Origin of the sequence: Halorubrum sp. Eb13 (genome assembly GCF_002252895.1) — an archaeon.
In the GTDB taxonomy this organism is placed as follows: Archaea; Halobacteriota; Halobacteria; order Halobacteriales; family Haloferacaceae; genus Halorubrum.
The window spans coordinates 1-22,159 of sequence record NZ_NHPE01000007.1 but is presented as its reverse complement, the minus strand read 5'-3'; the positions used below and the strand labels follow the sequence as shown (position 1 = coordinate 22,159).

The window sequence follows — 22,159 nt, the reverse complement described above, 5'->3', positions numbered from 1 at the left end:
TACGTAAATTCGTTTGAGTAAGCCGGCACGAGTCGGACCGCGCTTCAGGCCGGGACGATCCGGACGACCGGCGCGTCGGGGTCGTCGACGGCGACGTAGAGGTGGCCCGTCGACGGCTCGACCGCGATCGCGCGCATGCGCCACTCCCGGTCGTCGAGCAGGGGGTCGCGCTCGGTGACGTCGGCCTCGGCGGCGCCCGCGCCCTCGACCGTGAACCGGCCGAGGTACTGCGCCGCGAGCGTGCCGGCGAACAGGTCGCCCCGCCACGCGGGAAACGCGTCGCCGTCGTAGAAGACCGCCCCGCTCGGGGGGAACCCGCCGGAGCCGCAGGGCCAGTAGTGGACCGGCGCGACGACGTCGCCGCGCTCGTCGTGGCCCGGTGCGAGGGGGTCGTCGGTGCCGTACCGGCACGCCTCGCTCGCTACCGGCCAGCCGTAGTCGCCGCCGCGTTCGACGACGTTGATCTCGTCGCCGTCCTCCTCGCCGTGCTCGCACTGCCAGACCGCCCCCGTCTCGGGCCGGACGGCCATCGCCTGCGGGTTCCGATGGCCGTAGCTGTACACCGCGTCCGACGCGTCCGGGTCGTCGGCGAACGGGTTGTCCGGGTGGGCGTCGCCGTCGGGCGTCAGCCGGAGCGTCGCCCCGAGCTCGTTCGACGGGTCCTGCGAGACGTGGTCCGGGCCGAACTCGGTGTCGCGCCGGTCCCCGACGGTGACGAACAGCGCGCCGTCGGGGCCGAACGTCGCGCGCGAGCCGAAGTGCAGGTCCGTGTCGCGGAACGGCTCGGCGACGCGGACCGCCTCGAACCCCGAGAGCGCCGGGGGGTCGAGGCGGCCGGCGCCGACGTGGGTCGTCGCGCCGCTCCCGTCGGCGGGAGAGTCCTCCGCGGCCGCCGAGTACGTGAGGTACACGCGGCGGTCGTCCGGGTAGTCGGGGTGGACCGCGACGTCGAGCAGCCCGCCTTGTCCCGCCGCGAACACGTCGGGCGCGCCCGCGACGGACTCGACGGTTCCCGATCCGGGGTCGACAAGTGAGAGCCGGCCGGGCCGCTCGGTGACGAGGAGGCGCCCGTCGCCGGGGAGGAAGGCGAGCCCCCACGGGTCCTCGAACCCCTCCGCGACGCGCTCGACCGCGTACTCGACGTCGTCGCCGTCGTCCGGGAGGGCGTCGTCGCCGTCATCGGTGCCGCCGTCGGTTCCGGTGCCGCCGCCGTCCGCGCCGTCGTCGGCGCCTCCGCCGCCGAGACAGCCGGCGGTCGAGAGGACGGCGAGCCCGCCGGTCGCTCGGAGGACGCTGCGTCTGTCGGCGAGGTGGGCGGATCGGCGCGTCATGTGGGTCGTCTCGTCTCCGTCTTGGTCGGGAGCCCGATGACGCTTCCGGCGTGCGGTCCGGGCGGGGAGGCCCGCCAGCCCGGCCCGCGTTCGGAACCCTTATATCTCCGACTCGGGCTATGTGCAGATGCGAAGCACGCACCGGTAGTGTAGTGGTATCACGCAACCTTGCCATGGTTGCAACCCGAGTTCAAATCTCGGCCGGTGCACTCTTTTCAGTCGTGCACCGCCCTGACTCCCCGCTCGTTTCACTCGCGGGGAGTCTCGGCCGGTGCATTTTCTAACTGACTCCGTCAGTCAGCGTTCGCTTCACTCCGTTCAGCGAACTCGCGAACGAAGTGAGAGAAATCACCGAGTGATTTGAACGCTATCAGTCGCGCGCAGCGAACGGAGTGAGCGAAATCACCGAGTGATGTGAACGCTATCAGTTACTTATGAATCGTTGCCGGCGCGGTGAACACCGCCAAAGCCCGCACCTCACGCCTCCCCAGCCTCGGCGGACGGCCCGGCGCGGGCCGAGCCGCGCCGGCCCGCCGCCTCCCTCGCACGCGCTCCTCGCGCCCCGAGGGGCGCTCGCAGGCGCGCGCCACCGCATCGTTGTTTATAAGCTATCGTCGTCTTTTATGAGCGATCCTCGTCTCATCTCATTGTCATTAAATACGGTCACGCGACCGCTGGGGATCGAAAGGTGCCGGGGTTCCCCGACCGGTAGTTTCAATCGGCGATCCGGCGAACCCGTGGCGTGTGACCGTTCCAACGAAGACGCTCCCGAGCGGCGCCGAGCTGCCGGCGCTCGGACTGGGCACGTACGACCTCGACGACGAGCAGACGGCCGAGAGCGTCCGCGCGGCGCTCGACGCCGGCTACGCGCACATCGACACCGCAGAGGGGTATCGCAACGAGGAGGTCATCGGCGACGTCCTCGCGGAGTACGACCGCGACGAGGTGTTCCTCACCTCGAAGGTGCTCGCGAAGAACCTCAACTACGAGTCGCTGATCGCCTCCTGCGAGGCGTCGCTCGACCGGCTCGGCACCGACTACCTCGACTTGTACCTCGTCCACTGGCCCAACCCGGCCATCTCGCTGCGCGAGACCCTCCGGGCGATGGCGGAGCTCCGCGACCGGGGACTCGTCCGCGACGTCGGCGTCTCGAACTTCAGCGCCTACCAGCTGAGCTGCGCGCACCACGTCTCGGACGTGCCGATCGCGGTGAACCAGATCGAGTTCCACCCGTACTTCCAGCGGGCCGACCTCGTCGACTACTGCCGCGAGTCCGACACCGTGATCGAGGCCGCGGCGCCGCTCGCGCGGACGGACGTGTTCGGCGACGAGGTCGTCGCCGGGCTCGCCGAGAAGTACGACAGGAGCCCCGCGCAGGTCGTGCTCCGGTGGGCGGTCGACCGCGGCGTGGTCCCGCTGCCGCGGTCGTCCACGCCGGACCACGTCCGGGCCAACGCCGACCTCGACTGGGAGCTCGACGCGGCCGACCGGCGGCGCCTCGACGAGCGCGACCGCGACGAGCCGGTGTACGACACCCCGGCCCGCGACTGGACGAGCGACGTGTACGGGATCGAGCAGTGAGGCGGCTCGCGTCGCCGACCGACCCCGTCCGGGCTCAGGCCGCGTCGTCGCCGAGCGCCACCGGCCGCCCGGTCTCCGCCGACTCGTAGATCCCGTCGAGCGCGTGCACGTCCGTGAGAGCGTGTTCGCCGTCCGGATGGAACGGCTCGCCCGCCAACAGCTGATGGCCGAAGTAGGCGAACTCCTCTTCGATCTGGTGGACCTGCTCGAAGTCGACGTCGACACGGGCGCCGTCGCGGACGACGGCGAACCCGCGGTCCTCCCGCTCGTAGAAGGCCGGGTCTACGATCAGCCTCGCCTCCGTGCCGGTGACCTCCAGCCGGCTCGCGTGCTGCGCGTTCTGGCTCACCGAACAGAGCGCGTCCACGTCGCCCGGGAACTCCAGCCGGAAGGTGGCGTGCTCGTCCACTTCGGCGAACGCCTCGTGGTCTGAGCGGGTCCGGCCCGACACGCGAACCGGGTCCTCGCCGAGCGCGAACCGGGTCGTATTGATCGGGTAGACGCCGAGGTCCATGAGCGCGCAGCCGCCGGACAGCTCAGGGTCGAGCCGCCACTGGTCGGCGTCGCCGCCGAGTTCGCCGAGCATCGTCTGCGACATCGTCGCGTGCACGTGGACCACGTCGCCGGCGACGCCCCCGTCGAGGAGGTCGCGGAGCCGCCGGACGACGGGGTCGGTCTGCATCCGGTAGCCGACCATCAGGGGTACGTCGGCGTCGTCGCACGCCTCGACGAGCCGGCGCGCGCGGTCCGGCGTCGCCTCCAGCGGCTTCTCGCAGAGGACCGCCTTCCCCTGCGCCGCGGCGGCTCGGACGTACCCCAGGTGGGCGGCGTTCGGCGTCGCGACGTACACCGCGTCGTACGCGTCGGCGGCGGCGCCGGACCGGAACTCCTCGGGGGTGACGCCGGTTACGTCGCGCTCGGCGGCGACCGTCTTCACCGCGTCGGCGTCGATATCGGTGACGACGGTCGCCTCGGTGTACGCCGACCGAGCGATGCCCGGCAGCGCCCAGTCGCGGGCGAACCAGCCGAGGCCGACGACGGCGATCCGAACGGGGTCCGTGACGGCCTCCGGATCGAGCGTCTCCCAGTCCCGGCGCGTGAACTCGTCGAGGTACTCCGCGAGGGCGGCTTCCATGTCGGGACGTCAGCGCGGGGCCGTGAAATAACCCCGGCGACCGGGCGGGTTCGTCAGCCCTCGTCGCCCGCCCTCACCACGGCCCGTCGTAGTTCACTCGCGGCCGGTCGGCGTCGACGCCGAGGTCGCGGAGCGCCGCGGTCGCGTTCTGGACGGGCGAGGGGGCCGGGCGGTCGAGCGCGTCCGCGGTCGCCTCGGCGAACCGGACGGTCCAGTCCCCGCCGATGACGACGGTCGCGCGGCGCGGGATCTGCGAATGCCCCTCCCACGACTCCGCGACCAGGTCGTACGAGTCGGCGACCCCGCCGTGGAAGTCGGAGACGACGGGGAACGGAAGTTCGAACCGGTCGGCGTACGCGAACCCCGCGTACAGCGAGTCGCCGGTGAGCGCGACGACGGCGAGGTCGCCGCGGTCGTGCCAGCCCGCGTCCCGCACCGCCGCGAACTCGGCCGTGCAGGTGGGGACGAAGTTCGCCGGCGCGAAGCAGAGCGCGACGGCGTCGCAGTCGTCGACGAGCCGGAACAGCTCCAGTTCCGTCGCCGTCCCGCCCGCGACCGCGGGGGCGATGAAGTCCGGCGCCTTGCGGCCGACGTCTATCATGGGTGACACGTGCGGACGCGGTGGATAAATACCCACCCCTGACCGCTCGGCGTCCGCCGAGGCCGGAGAGATGTCGGATAAGCGGATTAGATACACGCATGAGTGCTGAGAGCACCGCTCACGGTGTAAGAGCTTTACGTGTAGCCGGTCGATGGAAGGCGTGTTCAGCGCCCACGCCGCGACCGCGCTCGCCCTCGTCGACAGCTACGGGGCCGTCGCGGTGTTCGCCGTGTTCGCGCTCGAGGGCGCCCTCGTCGGGAAGGTGCTCCCGGCGCGGACGCTGTTCGTGACCGCCGTGGTCGCCGTCGGCGTCGAGGCGATCGCGGTCCTGCCGGTGTTCGCCGCGGCGGTGGTCGGCGCGACCGTCGGCCAGTCGACCGTCTTCGTCGCAGTCCGTCGGTTCGACGTCGACCCCACGTCGCTTCCCCTCGTTCCGGTCGGCGAGGACCGCCTCGACGGCGCGAGCCGCTGGTTCGACCGGTGGGGACTCCCCGCGGTGGCGGCGTCGAACGCGGTCCCCGGCACGCGCGGCTGGCTCGCCGTGCCGACCGCGAACGCCTCGTCCGTCTCCGTCCCGCGCTTCGCCGCGGCGTCGCTGGTCGGGTCCGCCGCGTACGTCGGCGCGCTGCTCGCGATCGGCGTCGCCGTGGTGCTCGGGTTCGGGAGCGCGACCGAACTCCTCGGCGCCGAGTGGATCGCGGCCTTATAACATCGTCCGCCGCCCTGCCCGTCAGATTTTAAATAACCGTCCCGTGCTTCTTCTCCGGCAGGTCCTTCTCCACGTCCTCGTAGAACGCGAACCGGGCCGCGAGCTCCTCGCGGAGCGTCGACGGGGGGACGATCTCGTCGATGACGACCTCGCTGGCCATCCGGTGGACGTCGATGTCTTCCCGGTACTCCTCGCGGAGCCGCGCCTCGGTCTCGGCGCGCTCCTCGGGGTCGTCGATCTCGGCGAGCTTCCGCGCGTAGACGGCGTTGATCGCGGCCTCCGGCCCCATGATGCCGATCTCACCGGAGGGGAGCCCGATCACGCTCTCCGGGTCGTAGGCGGGCCCGCCCATCGCGTAGATCCCCGCGCCGTACGCCTTCCGGGTGACGACGGTCTGTTTTGGTACCGTCGCGGAGGAGGTGGCGTAGATCATCTTCTTGCCTTTCTCGAGGATCGCGTCCTTCTCGACCTGCGAGCCGGCCATGAATCCCGGCGTGTCACAGAGGTATAACAGGGGGATCTCGTAGGCGTCGCAGGTCCAGATGAACTCGGCGGCCTTCTCCGCGGCGTCCGGGAAGATGGCGCCCGACCGCTCCGTCGGCTGGTTGGCGACGACGCCGACGGGGCGCCCGTCGATCCGGCAGAACGCCGTGACGATCTCCGGGCCGTACCCCTCCTTCAGCTCGAAGACGGACTCCGCGTCGGCGATCCGGTCGAGCAGGTCGCGGACGTCGTACGGGCGATTCGGCGACTCGGGGATCAGCTCGTCGATCCCCTCGGGCGGGAGCTTCGGCGGCTTCGTCTCGCGCTGCGGAGGCTTCTCGCCGGCGGCGTCGGGGAGGTAGCCGATCAGGTCGGCGACGAGCTCGCGGGCGTGCTCCTCGTCGCGGGCGACCAGGTCCGCCGACCCGGACTCCTCGGCGTGGACGCGGGGGCCGCCCAGGTCCGCCATCTCGATCTCCTCGCCGGTGACCATCTTCACCATCCGCGGCGAGGCGATCGCCATCGCGGACATCCCCTCGACCATCACGGTGAAGTCGGCGAAGACGGGCGTGTAGGCGGCGCCGGCGATACAGGGGCCGTAGAGGACGCAGATCTGCGGGACCGCGCCCGACAGCAATGAGTGGTTGTAGTAGTACTTCCCGATCCCCTCGCGGTTGGCGAAGAAGCCGCTCTGCTGGTCGATCCGCCCGCCGGAGGAGTCCATCAGGTAGAGCACCGGCTTGCCCGTCTTCAGGGCCCGCTGTTGCATCCGGAGGAACTTCTCGACGCCCTTCGCCGCCATCGACCCCGCCTTCACCGTGAAGTCGTTGGCCATGAAGTGGACGTCGCGCCCCTCGAACTCGGCGGCGCCGGTGAGCAGGCCGTCGCCCGGGAGCCGGTCGCCGCCGGCGTCGTCGGATCCGTCGCCGTCGGCGTCGCCGTCGCGGTTCGGCGCGTTCGGGTGCCAGTCGTCGAACGCCGCGAACTTCCCGTCCTCGAAGTGGAGCCCCGCCGGGTCGCCGTCGGTCGCGCTCGCGTCGCCCGCGCCGCGCGTCCCGCCCTCGCCGCCGAACCAGAGGTCGAGGCGGTCGCGGACGAACAGCTTCCCCTGCTCGGGGAGCCGCTCGCGGTACTTCTCCGGGCCGCCTTCCAGGATGTCGTCGATCTCGGCCCGGAGGTCGCGCTCGCGGTCGGTCGGTCCGAGGTCGTCGTCGAGGGGGTACGCCGTCTCGGGCGGCGCGGCGCTCGCGGCGGGCTCGTCGCTCTCACCGACGTGGACGTCGACGTCGACACCGAGATGCTCGGCGAGCGATCGCGCGATCGCCTCGGCCTCCTCGGGCGTCGCCGCCGCGCCGACGTGGACTTTCATGGGCGCAAGATTTGCGGTGGATCCTAAACAGTTTTCCATGCAAGTCCGGCGGCGACCGACGGATCGGTGCAAACGGGCCGCGAGCCGACCGGGTCAGTCCAGCGCCGTCTTCAACCGCTCGACCAACTCCTCGTTGCCGACGTACAGCGGCACGCGGTCGTGGACGCCCTCGGGCTCGACGTCGAGGATGTCGATTTCGCCGTCCGTGGCGGCCCCGCCGGCGCGCTCGACGATGTAGGCGATCGGGTTCGCCTCGAAGGAGAGCCGGAGCTTCCCGTCCGGCGCGTCGACGAGGGCGGGGTACGCGAAGATCCCGCCGTAGGTGAGCACCTGGTTCACGTCGCCGACCATGGCGCCGCCGTACCGGAGCTTCAGCTCGTCTTCGATCTCGCGCGCGAAGGCGGTGAACGCGTCGGGCCAGTCGGGGACGCGCCCGCCGAACCCGTAGACGAGGGGGTCGTCGGGGAGGTGCAGGTCGTCTTCGACCACCGAACGGGAGACCGCGTGGCCGTCGTCGCTACCGCCGTCGCCGTCGGGGTCGGCCTCGACGACCTCCTCGCGGACGCCGGCGTCGTCGGCGACGACCATCGTCGTGATCGGGCCGTACAGCACGTAGCCGGCGGCGACGAGGTCGCGCCCGGTGGCGGGCAGCGGGGCGTCGTAGATCCCGACCACCGTGCCCATCGCGTTGTTCGACCGGAGGTTCGACGAGCCGTCGAGGGGGTCGATCGCGACCGCGTAGGCGCCCTCGCCGACCGCCCCGCCGGCGTCGACGGCGGCCTCGCGTTCCTCGCTGACGAACGAGCCGACGCCGTCGACCGCGGTGATCGCCTCGCCGAGCAGCTCGTCGGCGTACAGGTCGCCGGCCAGCACCGACTCGCCCGAGGGGTTGTCCGTCCCGCTCTCGACGCGGCGGCCGGGGAGCGCGGCGCGGATCTCCGGGGCCGTCTCGGCGACCGCGTCGAAGACGGCCTCGACGGTCGGGTCCGCGTCGCGGTCCGAGGCGGGGTCGCTCATCAGTCCGCGCTCTCGGCGGCGGCCAGCGCCTCGACCGGGTCGGCCTCTCGGAAGATCACGGCCTCCAGCGCGTCGAGGATCCGCTCGGGCTCGTCGCGCTGGAAGACGTTCCGGCCGACCGCGATCCCGGTGGCGCCCGCGTCGATGGCGTTCGAGACGTTCCGGAGGAACTCCTCGTCGTCGCGCATCGTCCCGCCGGACATCACGACGTCGGCGGGACCGGCCATCTCGACGGCGTGGCCCATCGCCTCGGGGGAACCGGGGTACTTCACCTTCACCACGTCGGCGCCGAGCTCGAGGCCGAGCCGCGCGCCGTACGAGATCACGTCCGGGCTCCCGTCGTTGCGGAGCCCCTGTCCGCGGGGGTATGACCACATGACGACGCCCATGTCGTGTTCGCGGGCGCCCTCCTGTGCCTCCCGGAACTCCTCGGCCATCTCGACCTCGTGGTTCGAACCCCCGTAGACGGTGAATCCGATCGCGTCCGCGCCGAGTCCGGCCGCGTACTCGGCGGTGCAGTTGACCGCGCTGTCGGGCTCGCCCATCCAGAGGTTCGAGGTCCCGTTGAGCTTCAACAGGAGGTTCACCTCGTCCTCGTAGTCGGGGTAGTACGCCTCGGCGAGCCCCTTCTGAACGGCCAGCGAGGTGACCGCCTCGTGGGTAGCGAGCTCGAATATCCGCCGGGGGTCCGCCGTGTCGGGGTTCGGTTCGAAGTCGACCGGTCCGTGCTCGATCCCGTGGTCGTACGCGAGGATCAGCGACTTGCCGTCCCGCGAGATATTGTCGGCGGCGTGAGGAAGCATCAGTTCGTACTCCCGTTACATCGATAAAAAACGCTATGGTCGTTTCGGCGGACGTAAAGAAACGAATTCGACGCGCTCCGCGTGTGTCGCTCCGCTCAGGGGCGGATTCGAGACAAATAGAATTACTACTCAGATAGTTAATTATCAGTCGTTCGCAACGAACGGCGGTCGAGCGCGACGGTATCCGCCGCAGAGCCGACACGTTGCGGTCGCGGAACCGGCACGCCCCGGTCGTGGGATCAGCACGCCGCGGTCGCGGAACCGGCACGCTCCGGTCGCGGAGACGCAATACTTACCACCCGCGGCGCGACAGCGACCCCTATGCGGGAGCTATCCGACATCGACGTCATCGGCGTGGTGGGGGCCGGTACGATGGGCAACGGGATCGCGCAGGTCGCCGCGACCGCCGGCTACGGGGTCGTGATGCGCGACATCGACGACGAGTACGTGGAGCGCGGCCTCGACAGCGTCGCGGACAGCCTCGACCGGCTGGCGTCGAAGGGCGCCCTCGACGAGGCCCCCGAGGCGATCCGCGACCGGATCGCGGGCACCACCGACCTCGACGACCTCGCGGCCGCGGACGTCGTCGTCGAGGCGGCGGTCGAGGACATGGACGTGAAACGCGACGTGTTCGCCGACCTCGACGAGGTGACCGACGACGACGTCGTCCTCGCGACGAACACCTCGACGCTGTCGGTCACGACCATCGCGAGCGCCACGGACCGCGCGAGCGACGTGATCGGACTCCACTTCATGAACCCGGTCCCGATCATGGACGGCGTGGAGGTCGTCGTCGGGGAGCGCACCGCGGACGCGGTCGTCGAGTTCGCGCACGCCTTCGCCGCGGACCTGGGCAAGGAGACGTGGGAGTCCGACGACAAGCCCGGCTTCGTCACGAATCGGATCCTGATGCCGTGGATCAACGAGGGGGTCCGCGCCTTCGACGAGGGCGTCGCCGACAAGGCCGACATCGACCGCGGGATGAAGCTCGGGACGAACGTCCCGATGGGGCCCTTAGAGCTCGCCGACCACATCGGGCTCGACGTCGTGTTAGACGCCAGCGAGACGCTGCACGCCGAGCTCGGCGACCGCTACAAGCCGGCGTACCTCGTCAAGCGCAAGGTTGAGGCCGGCGACCTCGGGAAGAAGACGGGACGCGGGTTCTACGAGTACGGCGACGAGTAGGAGGCGACGAGGGAGAGGCGACGAGGGAGACGGGGCGGCCGGCGGGACCCCGGCTCAGGCGCCCTTCGCCGTCCGGTCGTCGTCGGCCGTCCACCGGCGGGCGCCGGGGAGGAGCCCGACGAGCTTCGTCACGTAGCCGAACCGGAACAGCCCGAGCTGCGAGAGCGCGCCGAGGGCGAAGACGGCCAGGAAGGCCGGCGCGGTGACGTCGAACAGGAGCGGTTCGACCGACGGTCCGGCGGCGGCCGCGTCCAGCGTCGCCGGCGTGAGCGAGCGCGACGCGAACGCCGCGCCGATGAACGCCGTCGAGACGACGAGCGTCGTCCGGCTCAGGACGAACCCGAACAGCGCGCCGACCGCGACGCCCGCGAGCGTCGCGCCGACGAGCAGCAGCGTCCCCTCGACCCCGGCCGCGTCGGCGGCGTACAGCGGGCCGACCGCGAAGCGACCGGCGAAACCGCCGACCAGCCCGCCGATGGCGACGACGGCGAAGGAGAGCCCGGCGTACGCGAGGAAGCCGCCGACCGCGGCGCCGATCGCGACCGCGACGCCGGTCAGGACCAGCCCGTCGACGGCGATGACTCCGGCGAGGCTCGGCGCGGCGAGGTAGCCCGCGCCGCCGCCGACGAGCAGGCCGGTCAGCGTGACGGCGTAGACGGAGACCGCGGCGCCGACGAACGCGAGGAGCAGTCCCGCGAAGACGAGTCCGGCGTTGACTGGGGTGAGCATACGTCCGCCTTTTCGACGGCGACGGATAAAAGCCGCCGGCCCGAGCGCGTCGGTCTCACCGCGCCCGCCGCCCCGCCTGACGGTCCACGTGGCGCGTGTAGCCGCCGACGGCGAGGCCGAAGCCGACGACGAGCAGCAGGAAGCCGAGCAGCCGGCTCGTCCCGATCGTCAACATCGAGAGGAGCAGGCCGAAGGCGAACGCGAAGACGCCGGCGACGGCCACCCCGACGTCGACGAGCGGCGACGGCTGGACCGCCTCGCAGTGGGGGCAGACCCGGGCGTCGCTCGCGATCGGCTCCCGGCAGTCGACGCAGCGGACGCGGTCGTTCGACACGAGCGGTCGTTCGGACGACGGTTACTTATATACGTCAGTCCGCCGCGGCCGCGCCGGCGTCGTCGCTCGCGCCGAGCGTCTCCTCGACCTGCGTCACGACCGCGGCGAACGCGACGACCGCGAGCCCCGCGCCGACCGCGAAGGGGACGACGAACCCGAAGCCGACGAGCCAGCCGGACGCGAGGGGACCGAGCGCGACGCCGAAGCCGAACCCCATCGTGAGCACCGACAGCGTCGTCCCCGACTCGCCCTCCCGCGCGAGGTCGCCGGCGAGCGCGAGCGACGGCGCGAAGACGCACGCGACGGCGACCCCCTGCGCCAGCCGGACGAGCGTCATCACGACCGGGTCGGTGACGATCCCCTGCAGCAGCGTCGTCGGGACGAGGAGGACGAAGCCGGCGAGCAGGAACGGCCGGCGCCCGATCCGGTCGCTGGCCTGCCCGACGGGCACCTGCAGGAGCACGTTCGCGATCGTGACGGCCGCGAACTGGAGCCCGAACCACACCGGCGCCTGGTCGAGCCGGACGTTCACCTGGTTCTGGAGCGTCGCGAACAGCGCGATGCACATCCCCATCGCCACCGTCGCCAGCCCCAGCGCGAAGACGGGGTCGAGCAGGCGGTCCTCGCCGCGCACGCGGATCGAGAGGTCGTCGCTCGCCTCGCTGGACTCGGCCGCGTCGCGGACGAGCAGGAAGACGAGGGCGAAGCTGAGGTACGCCCCGCCGCAGGCGGCGGCGAAGGCGGCGTCGAAGCCGTCGATCACGGGGAGGCCGATCGGCGAGAGGTCGTACGGGCCCGCCTCGACGACGGCGCCGGCCAGCACCGGACCGAAGCCGAACCCGATCAGCCGGAAGGTGTTGTACACGCCGAAGTTGCCGCCGCGGTCGGCGTCGGCCGACGCGTACTCGTTGACTAACGCGACCGTCGCGGGGATGATCAGCGCCGCGCCGAACCCCTGGATCGCCCGCAGGACGACGAGCTGCCAGTAGACGGTCACGACCGTGTAGAGCCCGCTCGCGGTGCCCAAGAGGAGGATCCCGATCAGCACGAACGGGCGACGGACCCCTATCCGGTCCGAGAGCCGCCCGGTAATCGGCTGCGAGAGGCTGTTGAGGAAGCCGAAAAGCGAGAGGACGATCCCGATGAGGAGCGGCTCGGTCACCGTGACCGCCGCCGCGCCCACCCCGACCTCGGTCCCGAGGAGCGCGCTGACGTCGATCAGGTCGCTCGCGATGTACAGCGGCAGCACGACGATGAGGAAGGAGTTGCCGGCGGCCCCAACCATCCGGGCGAGCGCGAGCACGATGACTCGCCGGTCGGTGTCGGCGATGCCGGAGAGCGTCCCCATTTCCCTCCGCTTCGGTCGGGACCACAAAGGTGTTTGCGAACGGCGGGAGTCGTTCCGGTTCCGGGCGGTCCAGCCGGGAGAGCCGGGACGATCCGTCGACGGTGAGCGTCGGCCGCTACGATTCGGGCACCGGCGGCTGTCGGCGCTCGATCCCGCGGACCTCGAAGCGCGCGCCGCCCTCGGCGGACTCGGTCGCCGCGACGGCCCAGCCGTGCGCGGTGGCGATCTCTTGGACGATCGCCAGCCCGAAGCCGGTGTTGCCCTCAACGCCGGTCCGGCCGGGCTCGAAGAGATCGCCGGCGACGTCCCCGGGGATCCCCGGGCCGTCGTCGGCGACGTAGAAGCCGTCGTCGAGGTCGCCGACGCGGATCGAGACGTCCGACCCGCCGTGCTCCACGGCGTTCCGGACGAGGTTCTCGAAGAGGTTCCGGAGTCGGTCGGGGTCGGCGAGCACCTCCCGGTCGGTCTCGACCGTCAGCTCGGCGGACTCGGTGTCGACCGTCTCCCCAGCGTCCGCGGCGACGCCCGCGACCGACACCGGCTCGGGGTCGCCGACGGTCTCCCCGTCGCGGGCGAGCGTGAGGGTGTGCTCGACGATGGACTCGATGCGGTCGAGCGCGTCGGCCGCGGCGTCGAGGTGTTCGGCGCCCTCGTCCGCCATCGTCCGCGCCAGGTCGAGGCGACCCTGCGCGACGTTGAGCGGGTTCCGGAGGTCGTGCGAGACGATGCTCGCGAAGGAGTCGAGCCGCTCGTTCTGTCGTTCGAGCGCCGCCTCGCGCTGCTTGAACGCCGTGATGTCCTGCTGGAAGCCGACCCACTCGGTGACGCGCCCGTTCGCGCCGCGGATCGGCGCGACGCTGACGCGGTTCCAGAACTCGGTCCCGTCCTTCCGGTAGTTCAGGAGTTCGACGCTAGCGGGCTCCTCCGCCTCGATCGCCTCGCGGAGCTGCGCGACCGACTCCTCGTCGGTGTCCGGACCCTGTAGGAACCGGCAGTTGACCCCGATCGACTCCTCGCGGTCGTAGCCGGTCATCTCGACGAACCGGTCGTTGACGTACTCCATCGGGTTGTCCGTGCGGTCGGGGTCGGTGATGGTGATACCGACCGGCGCCTCGTCGAGCGCGCGGGTCTTCGTCTCCAGCTCCTCGCGCCGCTCCACCTCGTCCGAGACGTCGCGCAGGATGCCGACGCTCCCCTCGAAGCAGTCGCCGTCGTACGGCAGCGCCGCCATGTGGTCCCGACAGGGGATCGGCTCCCCCTGCTTCGGCTCGATGTCGACCCGGAACCGCTGGATGTCCGGACCGGTGCTGGAGAGGATGGTTCCGAGCCGGTCCTCGGACTCGGCGACCGCGTCGTCGCCTTTTATAAGTCCGGGCGTGCTTCCGACGATCTCCTCGACGTCGTAGCCGGTCAGCTCCGCGAACGGCTCGTTGACGAACTCGAACGTTCCGGTCTCGTCGACGACGTACACGGGATAGCCGAGCGCGTCGATGACCGTCGAGTAGCGGTCCGCGATCTCCCGAGTGCGGTGCTCGTCGACAGCCTGGTGGACTCGGTTCGCGAGCCGTCGGAGCTGCTCCGGGCCTCCCTTCTGGAAGTAGCCGGTGACGCCAGCGTTGAGCGCGCGGCTCGCGATCTCCTCGCTCCCCTTCCCGGTGTACAGCACGAAGGGGATCGAGCGGTCCGTCTCGCGGAGCCGGTCGAAGAACTCCAGCCCGTCCATGCCGGGCATGTCGTAGTCGCTGACGATGCAGTCGAACCGCCCGCCGTCGAGCTCGTCGAGGGCGTCCGCCGCCGCCGTGACGCTCGTTACCGCGACATCGTCCAGTTCGCGTTCGAGGTACGCCTCCGTGAGGTCGAGCACGGAGGGGTCGTCGTCGACGTGTAACACGTCGATCCGTTCGGGCATGCGGGCGGATACGTCGCCGACTCATAAACGGATGTCGCCCCGGGTATCAGTTCTGAGTACGGAGCGAGGGGGCCGGTCGGGGCGCGGCTGAGGGTCGGTCGCCCGACCGACCGGTTCCACTGCCGCCGCGCGTGGCTGATCGTTAAGTCGGCGCGGCGCGGACGGTCGGGCGATGGCGGGCGGCACGCTCCCCGGGACGGCGACCGACGAGGCGGACGGGAGCGACCGCGTCGTGTTCCACGTCGACATGGACTGCTTTTACGCCTCCTGCGAGCGCCTGCGGCGACCAGAACTCGCGGGCGAACCCGTCGTCGTCGGGATGGGGTACGAGGACGGTGAGACGGTCGGCGCCGTCGCGACCGCGAGCTACGAGGCCCGCGCGTTCGGCGTCGAGAGCGCGATGCCGATCTCCGAGGCGCTCGACCTGCTCCCCCGCCGCGCCGACGCCGACCCGGACGACCCGGACGCGCCGGACCCCGAGGCGGCCGGCCGGTACCTGCCCGTCGACCTCGGATTTTATAAGGAAGTCGCGGGCGACGTGAAGGCCGTCCTCCGGGACTGCGCCGACACGCTCCGCGAGGTGAGCGTCGACGAGGCGTACCTCGACGTCACCGACCGGACCGCGTGGGACGCCGCGGAGGGGGAGAGCGCCGCGGCCGGCCCCGCCGAGGCGCGTACCCTCGCGGAGGGGTACGCCCGGCACGTCAAGGAGCGCATCGAGCGGGAGGCCGGGGTGCCCGCGAGCGTCGGCGTGGCGCCGAACATGTCGACCGCGAAAGTCGCCAGCGACGCCGACAAGCCGGACGGGCTCGTCGTCGTGCCGCCCGGTTCTGTCGAGTCCTTCCTCGCGCCGCTACCGACCGCCGAGATCCACGGCGTCGGCCCCGTGACGGAGCGGACGCTCGCCGAGATGGGGATCGAGACCGCCGCCGACCTCGCCGCGGCCGACCCCGACGGACTCGCCGACGAACTGGGGGAGCGCGGCCCGGAGCTCCACCGGCGCGCCCGCGGCGACGACGACCGGGAGGTCACGCCGACCGGGCTCCCCAAGAGCCTCTCGCGGGAGTCGTCGCTGTCGCCGACCGCCGACCGGGAGACGAAGCGCGAGACGGTGGCGGCGCTGGCGGCGGACGTGGCCCGTCGGGCCCGCGAGCGGGGCTGCCTCTACCGCACCATCGGGATCAAGGCGGTCGAGCCGCCCTACGATGTCAACACGCGGGCGCGGAGCCTCCCCGGTCCGGTCGACGACCCCGACCTCGTGGAGTCGGTCGCGTTCGACCTCCTCGGGGAGTTCGACGGAGACCGGGTCAGAAAGCTGGGCGTGCGGGTCTCCAACCTCGACTTCGCCGAGAGCGACCAGGCGACCCTCGGTGGGTTCGATCCGGGCGACGGCGAGGGAACGAGCGCCGGCGTGAGCGGGGGGACGAGCGCCGGCGGGAGCGGGGGGACGAGCGCCGGCGACCGCGCCCGCGGGACGGGGACCGGGTCGGCCGCAGGCGGCGGCGACGGCGGGAAGCTCACCGACTGGGTGGACGGCGAGCCGGGCGCCGAGGACGAGGGCGAGACCGACGAGGCCCGAGACCGACGGGCGAGCGAGCGCGGCGACGGGCAGGCGTCGCTCGGCGACTGGGGGTGAGACCCTCCGGCGCCGGAATCGGCGCGTGGATTTATCAGGCGAGCGCGGCGATTCGGAGGCGTGTCCCTCGCTCGCCGCGTCCTCCTCGGCTCGAACCGGAACGGCTCGCCGCGTCGGTATCGGCTCCTCGTCCCGCCGCTGCTCTTCCTCGCCGTCTTCGCCGCCTACGCGGTCGGGGCGTTCGAGGTCTCCGGCGGGGTCGTGTTCCTCGCGGGCGACGCCGCGGTCGTCGGCGTCCTCGCGGCCGCGGTCCTCGCCTATCGACGGGCCGGGCTGGCGCTGGCGTGGGCGTCCGTCTACGGCGCGCTCCTCGGGTACAACGCGGACCACTACCTGCTGGGCCTCTCGGGGCGGCCCCTCGGCGAGCGCGTCGCCGCGCTCGTCGGACCCGACGGGCTCGCCTTCGTCGGCGTCGAGGCCGTGGTCCTGGGGACGCTCGCGTGGGTCGGCGGCGCGGCCGCGGCCCGAGCCGCGGAGGCGCTTCGGTCCCGAAGCGGTGAGGCCCCGTCCGAGTGAGGGGATTTAGGTGCCCGAGCGCCGACTCCGACGCATGGACGATCTGTCGTGGGAGACGCTCGACACCGACATCGACTACCGCTGCCCCGGCTTCGACGTGCGCCGCGACGAGGTGCGCTTCCCGGACGGCGAGACGGACGGGTTCCACTACGTCGACGAGCCGCCGGCGGTCGTGGTGCTCCCGCTGACCCCCGACGGCGACGTCGTCGTGATCGACGAGTGGCGGCAGGCGGTCGGCCGCGTCAACCGCGGGATCCCCGCCGGGACGGTCGAGTCGGCGGACGCCGACGACCTCGAACGCGCCGCCGCCCGCGAGCTCGCCGAGGAGACGGGGTACGAGGCCGACGCCTTCGAGCGCCTGACGTCGGTGGAGCCGACGAACGGGATGGCGGACTCGGTCCACCACCACTTCCTCGCGACGGGGTGTGAACCCACCGCCGAGCGCGACCTCGACCACAACGAGTCGATCGCGGTCGAGACGGTCCCGTACGACGACCTGCTCGAAGCGGTCGTCGACGAGGGGCTCCGCGACGGGCGGGCCGTGACCGCCGTGCTCTGGTACGAGCTGCTGCACCGCTGACGGGGGCTTCCGGGGGGTCGCGAGCGCGGCGCACGAACAGCCCTATTATGCGTCGGCCCGTACGCCGGGTAATGCCTGACCCCTCCAGCGACGACGGGACGCGACGGGAGTCGAGCGCTCCCGACGGCGGCGAGCCGGCGGACGGCTCGGCCGCGACCGGCGACGGGCCGGCGACCGCCGACGGCACCGCCTCGCCGACGGCGTCCGACGGGTCCGACGGCCGCGGCGTCGGGATCGCGATCGTCACGGCCCTGCTCTTGGGGGCGCTCGGCCCCGCGATCGCCCTCGCCAGCGGGGGCGTGGTGCTCGGTCTCAACGCGGTGACGGGCGGGCTCCCGCTCGCCGTGACCCTCGTTATCACGCTCGTTTTGGGCCAGTACGTCGCGTTCGGCGGGCTGGCGCTCGGCTACCTCGCGTGGCGCGGGCTCGACCGGTCCGGGATCGTCGCGTACCTCGGCGTGCGGCGCCCGAGCCTGAAGGAGATCGGCCTGATCGTCGGGAGCTGGGCGCTCATCCTCGTCACGATCATCGTCGTCTCGATCGTGATCCAGCAGCTCGGGACCGAGGCCGCCTCGAACCAGAGCGCGGAGCTGGCGATGCGGAACCCCGCGATCATCCCGCTCCTCATCGCGGCCTCGTTCCTCGTGATCGGCCCCTCCGAGGAGATCCTGTACCGCGGCGTCGTCCAGGGACGGCTCCGGGAGTCGCTGTCGCCGGCGCCCGCGATCCTCATCGCCTCCGCGATCTTCGCCGCCGTCCACGTGATGGCGCTGACCGGCGGCGCCTCCGCGCGGCTCACCACCATCGCCATCCTCTTCCTCCCGAGCATCGTCTTCGGCGCGGTGTACGAGTACACCGAGAACCTCGTCGTCCCGGCGCTGCTTCACGGCCTCCACAACGCCGTCATCTTCACCATCCTGTACATCTCGATCGCCTACGGCGACGAGATTCAGGAGGCGGCCGGCGGCGGCGCGGCGCTGCTCCCCATTTAAAAAGACGAGCGACAGGGAGCGTTTCGGACCGCCGACGGCGACGACGAGGTATTTATAAGCGACCGGCAGTGCGGTGGCGCGCGCCTCCGAGCGGGCCGCCGGCCCGCGAGTAGCGAGGGACCGAAGGTCCCTCTGACAGAGGCGCGAAGCGCCTCGCTGTCGCGAGCCGTCGCGACTGGGGCCTTGGAGGTGTTCACCGATACGCAGTCGACAACCGGTTATAAACAACCAGAACATCTGCAACTACCGAGTAGAAGCGGACTGAGGGGAGTAAGCCCCCTTCGGTTCGTCCCGACATTCGGCTAAGCGTCCGCGCCGTGGCCGGACTACCTTATGGCGCGGACTTGCACCGGCGAGGATTCGCCGTTCCATCCGTTCCCACCCGTCGATCCTCCTCGGGTTAACTCCCTTCCCTCGCGGGTCGGTTCGCGCGAATCACGGGTCGGGGCGGGGGGTGTCGTTGCTGTTCCAGAGCCAGCCGTCTCCGACTCCGGGCGTGTGCCCGGTCGCCCGTCCGGCCGGTGGGGGGACTTTCCTCATGCCAGAGGCACGGGAGTCGGGCTCCCTCTGTCCGGGTCGACGTTGCCCGCGACCGCGAATAAGCGATCCGGTCGGAGCGGGGGTCCCGAGCGCGCCGCGACGGTAACGACGGCCTAATTCGACGGCGGGTGCGGCCGCGACCCCGAGGACGAGCGCTGCTTCGACCGCCGGCGAACGGGGGTCCACCCGCCGGCGAACGGGGATCCACCCGCCGCGTGAACCGGGGAAATCGAGGCGCTCCGGCGAGATATCGTGCCATCAGTTCGCAAGGGAAGCGTTCAAGTCGTCAGCAACGTAATGGACCTACATGTCCGAGGCCCAGACCGTTCAGCTGTCGTACGACGACGGTGCACGAGCGGTCGAACTCGCGCGGGAGGCGGTCGAGTCGTTCGTCCGACACGGACAACGTGAACAACCCGGCAGCATGCGCGAGGCGTTCTACGCCCGCACCGGGGCGTTCGTTCGATTGGAATCCACGAGAGGCCGCGGCCGCCTCCGCGGCTGCGCGGGCGCCTGGGAAACGTCCGACCAGCTCGGCCACGCCATCGTCGAGGCCGCCATCAAGGCCGCCTCCGGCGACTCCTGCGGCTCGGAGGTCGAGCCCAAGGAGCTCGACAACATCACCGTCTCCGTGTTCGTCGTCTCGAACACGGTGCTCACGAACGACCCCCTCGCCGACCTGCAGATCGGCACGCACGGCGTCGCCGTCGACGGCGGCAACTCGCACGGCTGGCTCTACCCGACGGTCCCCGTCGAGAACGGCTGGTCCGGCGCCGAGTTCCTCTCGCGCGCCTGCCGGAAGGCGAAGCTCTCCCCGACTGCCTGGGAGGACGACGACACGATGGTGACGCTCATCGAGGGACAGGTGTTCCGAGAGCGCGCCGACGGCGGCGCCGTCGAGGAGCTGTAACGGCCGAAATCGACTGTTCTTCTCCGTTTCCGGTCGTCGGCCCCGTAGCCGACCGCTACTCCGCCCCGTAGCCGACCGCCTCCGCGTCCGCGAGCGCCCGCTCCGCCGCGGCCGCGAGGTCGGTCGCGTCGCCGGCGACGACCTCGCCGTCGCGGATCGCCGGCCCCATGAGCGACTCGGCGTCCTCGGGCCCCGATCGGTCCGCCAGTCCCACCGCGTGCGCGCCGTCCGCGGTGCGGTAGACGGCCTTCGCGCCCGAGAGCTTCCCGCGCTTCGCGGCCGGCTCGCCGTCGACGGCGACGAGGTCGAGCGCGAAGTCCACGGGGTCGGCGTTGGAGACGTAGCCGCCCACGCCGAAGCCGTCGGCGACGTCGCGGAGCTCGCGGAGGTCGGCGGGCTCGAGCCCGCCGGAGACGTACACGCCGACGTCGGCGTGGCCGCGGGCGTCGAGCTCCCACTGGACCTCGCGGACGATGTGCCGGAAGTCGCCGCGGCGCGACCCGGTGGTGTCGAGCCGGACGCCGTCCAGCCGGTCGCCGAGCGCCGCGACCGCCCGGAGCGTCTCGTCCACCTCGTCGGAGTAGGTGTCACAGAGGGCGATCCGCGGCACCGACTCGTCGACGGCCTCATCGAAGGCGCGCCACGCCGCCTCCTGCTCGCCGCGGCCGAAGCAGATCGAGAGGGCGTGCGGCATCGTCCCCGACGCCTCACGGCCGATCAGGTCGCCGGCGGCCACGTGCGAGAAGCCGTCGAACCCGCCCACGAGCGCGGACCGCTCCACCGCCGCCGTCATCGAGGGGTGCACGTGGCGCGCGCCGAAGGAGAGCACCTGCGACTCCGGCGCGGCGGCCCGGCAGTCGAGCGCGGCGGTCGCCATCCCGGAGGCGTGCGAGAGGAAGCCCAAGAGCGAGGTCTCCAGCCGCGCGAACTCCCGGTACGGCCCCTCGATCCGCATCACCGGGCCGCCGTCGAACAACCGCCCCTCGGGGATCGCGTCGGCGTCGACGTCGCGGCCCTCCAACAGCGCGAGCGCGTCCTTCAGCCCGGCGAACAGCTCGAAGTCGCCGTCGGGGAACTGGTCGGCGGTCACCTCGGCGACGACGCGCGGGTTCCGGCCGGCGCGGTCCAGCGCGGCCTCTGTCCGCTCGAAGTACGCGTCCGTCGCCCGGCCGTCGCGGATCGCGGCCGCGTCGACGATGTCGAACTCGGTCATACACGGGATACGCCCGCGCGGGAGCAAAAGCGGTCCGGATCCCGGGCCCGCGCGGTCCGGGTCCCGGGCCCGCGCGTCGCGGCGACACTCGTCCGCCGGCGCGCCGAGCGACTCAGTCCCGCGACCGGCGGGCGAGCAGCGACACCGCCGCCAGCAGCCCGAGGAGGCCGGCGACGACCCCGAATCCGGGCGCCTCGTCGCCGGTCGAGGCGTCCGGCCCGGACGAGCCGTCCGGGCCGTCGCCGTCCGACCCGGAGTCGTTTCCGTCGTCGCCGTCCGACCCGTCGTCACCGTTCGTGCCGTCGGCACCGTCCGTCCCGCCGTCGCCGCTCGCACCGTCCCCGGTCGCGGGGGGCGCGAGGTCAGCGTCGGGGCGCAGTTCGAGCACGCCGCCGGGCTCCGGGGCGTGGACGATCGTCACGCGCGTCCCGTCTCGGACGACGCCGTAGGCGCCGGGGAAGTCGCCGTCGTCGATCTCGTACACCCGTCCCGCCTCGTACTCGTCGTCGCCGTGGGCGGTTACCATCTCGACGTACGTCTCGCGGAAGTCCGCGGCGTCGGCGGTCGTCTGCCACTCGGTCACCCAGACGTACCCGTCGCGGGCGTCGTCGCCGTCGCCGGCGCGGTACGGGTAGAGCTCGTCGCCCGCCCAGCCGTCGGTCGACTCGTGGGCGTAGTTGTAGTTCGCGCGGGTCTGGAGCTCCTCGTCCGGCTGCGTGTGGATCCGGACGTTCGCCCCCGCGCTCGTCTCGGGCTCGAGCACCGGGTACCCGTACTCGAGGCTCTGGTACCAGAACATGACGAACATCGACGCCTCGCCGGTCGTCTCGGCGCCGTCGACCCCCTGATCGGGGTACGTCTCCCAGTCGCCGGTCGCCGTGTCCTCGAACGTCACGTTGCGGGTCTCGTAGTCGGGGTTCCGGTGGATCACCTCGGCGGTGCTCCCCGGCGGGTTCGTCATCGTCTCGTTGACCGCCTCCCAGCCGCCCTCCTCGACGAGTTCCTCGACGTAGAGCGCGCCGTCGGAGTACGGCTGGAGCACGGTCTGGAGGATGCCGAAGTTGAAGTCGGCCGCCGACCCGCCGCCCCCGCCGCCCGCTGCGCGGCCAACTGGACCTGCATCGACGCAGCGGGCGGCGTAGCGCTCCTCGATGTGGACGGCCTCCCCCTCGACGATGCCGTCGACCGCGAGGTCGCCGTCCTGCGTGGCGCCGGCGTAGCGGGGCCGCGTGAGGTCG

20 protein-coding genes, 1 tRNA gene and 1 other RNA gene are annotated in these 22,159 nt (G+C 71.7%); 9 read left to right on the top strand and 13 right to left on the bottom strand.

Annotation, left to right across the window (positions count from 1 at the left end):
- Nucleotides 1-44 precede the first annotated feature (44 nt).
- Nucleotides 45-1,331: a PQQ-dependent sugar dehydrogenase gene (locus DJ75_RS00470; protein ID WP_094521919.1), complete on the bottom strand. Its 1,287-nt coding sequence runs from the start codon at nucleotides 1,329-1,331 to the stop codon at nucleotides 45-47.
- A gap of 138 nt (nucleotides 1,332-1,469) precedes the next feature.
- Here DJ75_RS00470 and DJ75_RS00465 point away from each other — a divergent pair.
- Nucleotides 1,470-1,540, top strand: a tRNA-Gly gene (locus DJ75_RS00465).
- 535 nt (nucleotides 1,541-2,075) lie between these two features.
- The gene (locus tag DJ75_RS00460) at nucleotides 2,076-2,912 is read left to right on the top strand and encodes an aldo/keto reductase (protein WP_094521918.1); all 837 of its coding nucleotides are present in this window, start codon (nucleotides 2,076-2,078) and stop codon (nucleotides 2,910-2,912) included.
- A gap of 34 nt (nucleotides 2,913-2,946) precedes the next feature.
- On the opposite strand, the gene gfo6 is transcribed toward DJ75_RS00460, so the two are convergent.
- Nucleotides 2,947-4,047, bottom strand: coding sequence for a D-xylose 1-dehydrogenase Gfo6 (gene gfo6, locus DJ75_RS00455; protein ID WP_094521917.1), 1,101 nt, complete (start codon nucleotides 4,045-4,047; stop codon nucleotides 2,947-2,949).
- A gap of 73 nt (nucleotides 4,048-4,120) precedes the next feature.
- Complete coding sequence (locus tag DJ75_RS00450; protein WP_094521916.1) at nucleotides 4,121-4,648, bottom strand: redoxin domain-containing protein; 528 nt, start codon at nucleotides 4,646-4,648, stop codon at nucleotides 4,121-4,123.
- Nucleotides 4,649-4,808: 160 nt separating this feature from the next.
- Between DJ75_RS00450 and DJ75_RS00445 the strand changes: the two genes are divergently transcribed.
- Complete coding sequence (locus DJ75_RS00445) at nucleotides 4,809-5,357, top strand: DedA family protein (RefSeq protein ID WP_094521987.1); 549 nt, start codon at nucleotides 4,809-4,811, stop codon at nucleotides 5,355-5,357.
- 28 nt (nucleotides 5,358-5,385) lie between these two features.
- Here the strand turns inward: DJ75_RS00445 and DJ75_RS00440 are convergent, their stop codons facing one another.
- The 3 genes from DJ75_RS00440 to DJ75_RS00430 all read right to left on the bottom strand — a co-directional run bounded on the left by DJ75_RS00440 (nucleotide 5,386) and on the right by DJ75_RS00430 (nucleotide 9,029).
- Nucleotides 5,386-7,209: an acyl-CoA carboxylase subunit beta gene (locus tag DJ75_RS00440; protein WP_094521915.1), complete on the bottom strand. Its 1,824-nt coding sequence runs from the start codon at nucleotides 7,207-7,209 to the stop codon at nucleotides 5,386-5,388.
- A gap of 93 nt (nucleotides 7,210-7,302) precedes the next feature.
- The gene (locus DJ75_RS00435; protein ID WP_094521914.1) at nucleotides 7,303-8,226 is read right to left on the bottom strand and encodes a class 1 fructose-bisphosphatase; all 924 of its coding nucleotides are present in this window, start codon (nucleotides 8,224-8,226) and stop codon (nucleotides 7,303-7,305) included.
- The gene (locus tag DJ75_RS00430; RefSeq protein WP_094521913.1) at nucleotides 8,226-9,029 is read right to left on the bottom strand and encodes a class I fructose-bisphosphate aldolase; all 804 of its coding nucleotides are present in this window, start codon (nucleotides 9,027-9,029) and stop codon (nucleotides 8,226-8,228) included. Before DJ75_RS00430 ends, DJ75_RS00435 begins: the two co-directional genes overlap by 1 nt.
- 321 nt (nucleotides 9,030-9,350) lie before the next feature.
- Between DJ75_RS00430 and DJ75_RS00425 the strand changes: the two genes are divergently transcribed.
- A complete protein-coding gene (locus DJ75_RS00425; RefSeq protein ID WP_094521912.1) occupies nucleotides 9,351-10,214 on the top strand; it encodes a 3-hydroxyacyl-CoA dehydrogenase family protein in 864 nt (287 codons plus the stop codon).
- A gap of 54 nt (nucleotides 10,215-10,268) precedes the next feature.
- On the opposite strand, the gene DJ75_RS00420 is transcribed toward DJ75_RS00425, so the two are convergent.
- The 4 genes from DJ75_RS00420 to DJ75_RS00405 form a co-directional block, all read right to left on the bottom strand.
- Nucleotides 10,269-10,943: a phosphate ABC transporter permease gene (locus DJ75_RS00420; protein ID WP_094521911.1), complete on the bottom strand. Its 675-nt coding sequence runs from the start codon at nucleotides 10,941-10,943 to the stop codon at nucleotides 10,269-10,271.
- 55 nt (nucleotides 10,944-10,998) lie between these two features.
- A complete protein-coding gene (locus DJ75_RS00415) occupies nucleotides 10,999-11,277 on the bottom strand; it encodes a zinc ribbon domain-containing protein (protein ID WP_094521910.1) in 279 nt (92 codons plus the stop codon).
- Nucleotides 11,278-11,311: 34 nt separating this feature from the next.
- Nucleotides 11,312-12,625, bottom strand: coding sequence for an MFS transporter (locus tag DJ75_RS00410; protein ID WP_094521909.1), 1,314 nt, complete (start codon nucleotides 12,623-12,625; stop codon nucleotides 11,312-11,314).
- A 115-nt stretch (nucleotides 12,626-12,740) separates the two neighbouring features.
- Complete coding sequence (locus tag DJ75_RS00405; protein WP_094521908.1) at nucleotides 12,741-14,534, bottom strand: PAS domain S-box protein; 1,794 nt, start codon at nucleotides 14,532-14,534, stop codon at nucleotides 12,741-12,743.
- A gap of 172 nt (nucleotides 14,535-14,706) precedes the next feature.
- Between DJ75_RS00405 and DJ75_RS00400 the strand changes: the two genes are divergently transcribed.
- From DJ75_RS00400 to DJ75_RS00385, 4 genes are all read left to right on the top strand, one after another.
- The gene (locus tag DJ75_RS00400) at nucleotides 14,707-16,170 is read left to right on the top strand and encodes a DNA polymerase IV (RefSeq protein WP_094521907.1); all 1,464 of its coding nucleotides are present in this window, start codon (nucleotides 14,707-14,709) and stop codon (nucleotides 16,168-16,170) included.
- A 60-nt stretch (nucleotides 16,171-16,230) separates the two neighbouring features.
- Nucleotides 16,231-16,686 carry a hypothetical protein gene (locus DJ75_RS00395; RefSeq protein ID WP_094521906.1) on the top strand — a complete coding sequence of 152 codons (456 nt, stop codon included), beginning with the start codon at nucleotides 16,231-16,233 and terminating at the stop codon, nucleotides 16,684-16,686.
- Nucleotides 16,687-16,720: 34 nt separating this feature from the next.
- Nucleotides 16,721-17,266: an NUDIX hydrolase gene (locus DJ75_RS00390; protein WP_094521905.1), complete on the top strand. Its 546-nt coding sequence runs from the start codon at nucleotides 16,721-16,723 to the stop codon at nucleotides 17,264-17,266.
- Between the two features lie 71 nt (nucleotides 17,267-17,337).
- A complete protein-coding gene (locus DJ75_RS00385; protein WP_094521904.1) occupies nucleotides 17,338-18,258 on the top strand; it encodes a CPBP family intramembrane glutamic endopeptidase in 921 nt (306 codons plus the stop codon).
- 259 nt (nucleotides 18,259-18,517) lie between these two features.
- On the opposite strand, the gene rnpB is transcribed toward DJ75_RS00385, so the two are convergent.
- An RNA gene (gene rnpB, locus DJ75_RS00380) (RNase P RNA component) lies at nucleotides 18,518-18,830 on the bottom strand.
- 275 nt (nucleotides 18,831-19,105) lie between these two features.
- On the opposite strand from rnpB, the gene DJ75_RS00375 reads away from it, so the two are divergent.
- Nucleotides 19,106-19,708, top strand: coding sequence for a TIGR00296 family protein (locus DJ75_RS00375; RefSeq protein WP_094521903.1), 603 nt, complete (start codon nucleotides 19,106-19,108; stop codon nucleotides 19,706-19,708).
- Nucleotides 19,709-19,763: 55 nt separating this feature from the next.
- Here the strand turns inward: DJ75_RS00375 and DJ75_RS00370 are convergent, their stop codons facing one another.
- Both DJ75_RS00370 and DJ75_RS00365 read right to left on the bottom strand, forming a co-directional pair.
- On the bottom strand, nucleotides 19,764-20,921 hold the full coding sequence (locus tag DJ75_RS00370; RefSeq protein ID WP_094521902.1) for a nicotinate phosphoribosyltransferase: 1,158 nt from the start codon (nucleotides 20,919-20,921) through the stop codon (nucleotides 19,764-19,766).
- 112 nt (nucleotides 20,922-21,033) lie between these two features.
- Nucleotides 21,034-22,159: Hvo_1808 family surface protein (locus tag DJ75_RS00365; protein WP_141211937.1), on the bottom strand; the 1,126-nt coding region annotated here is incomplete at its 5' end.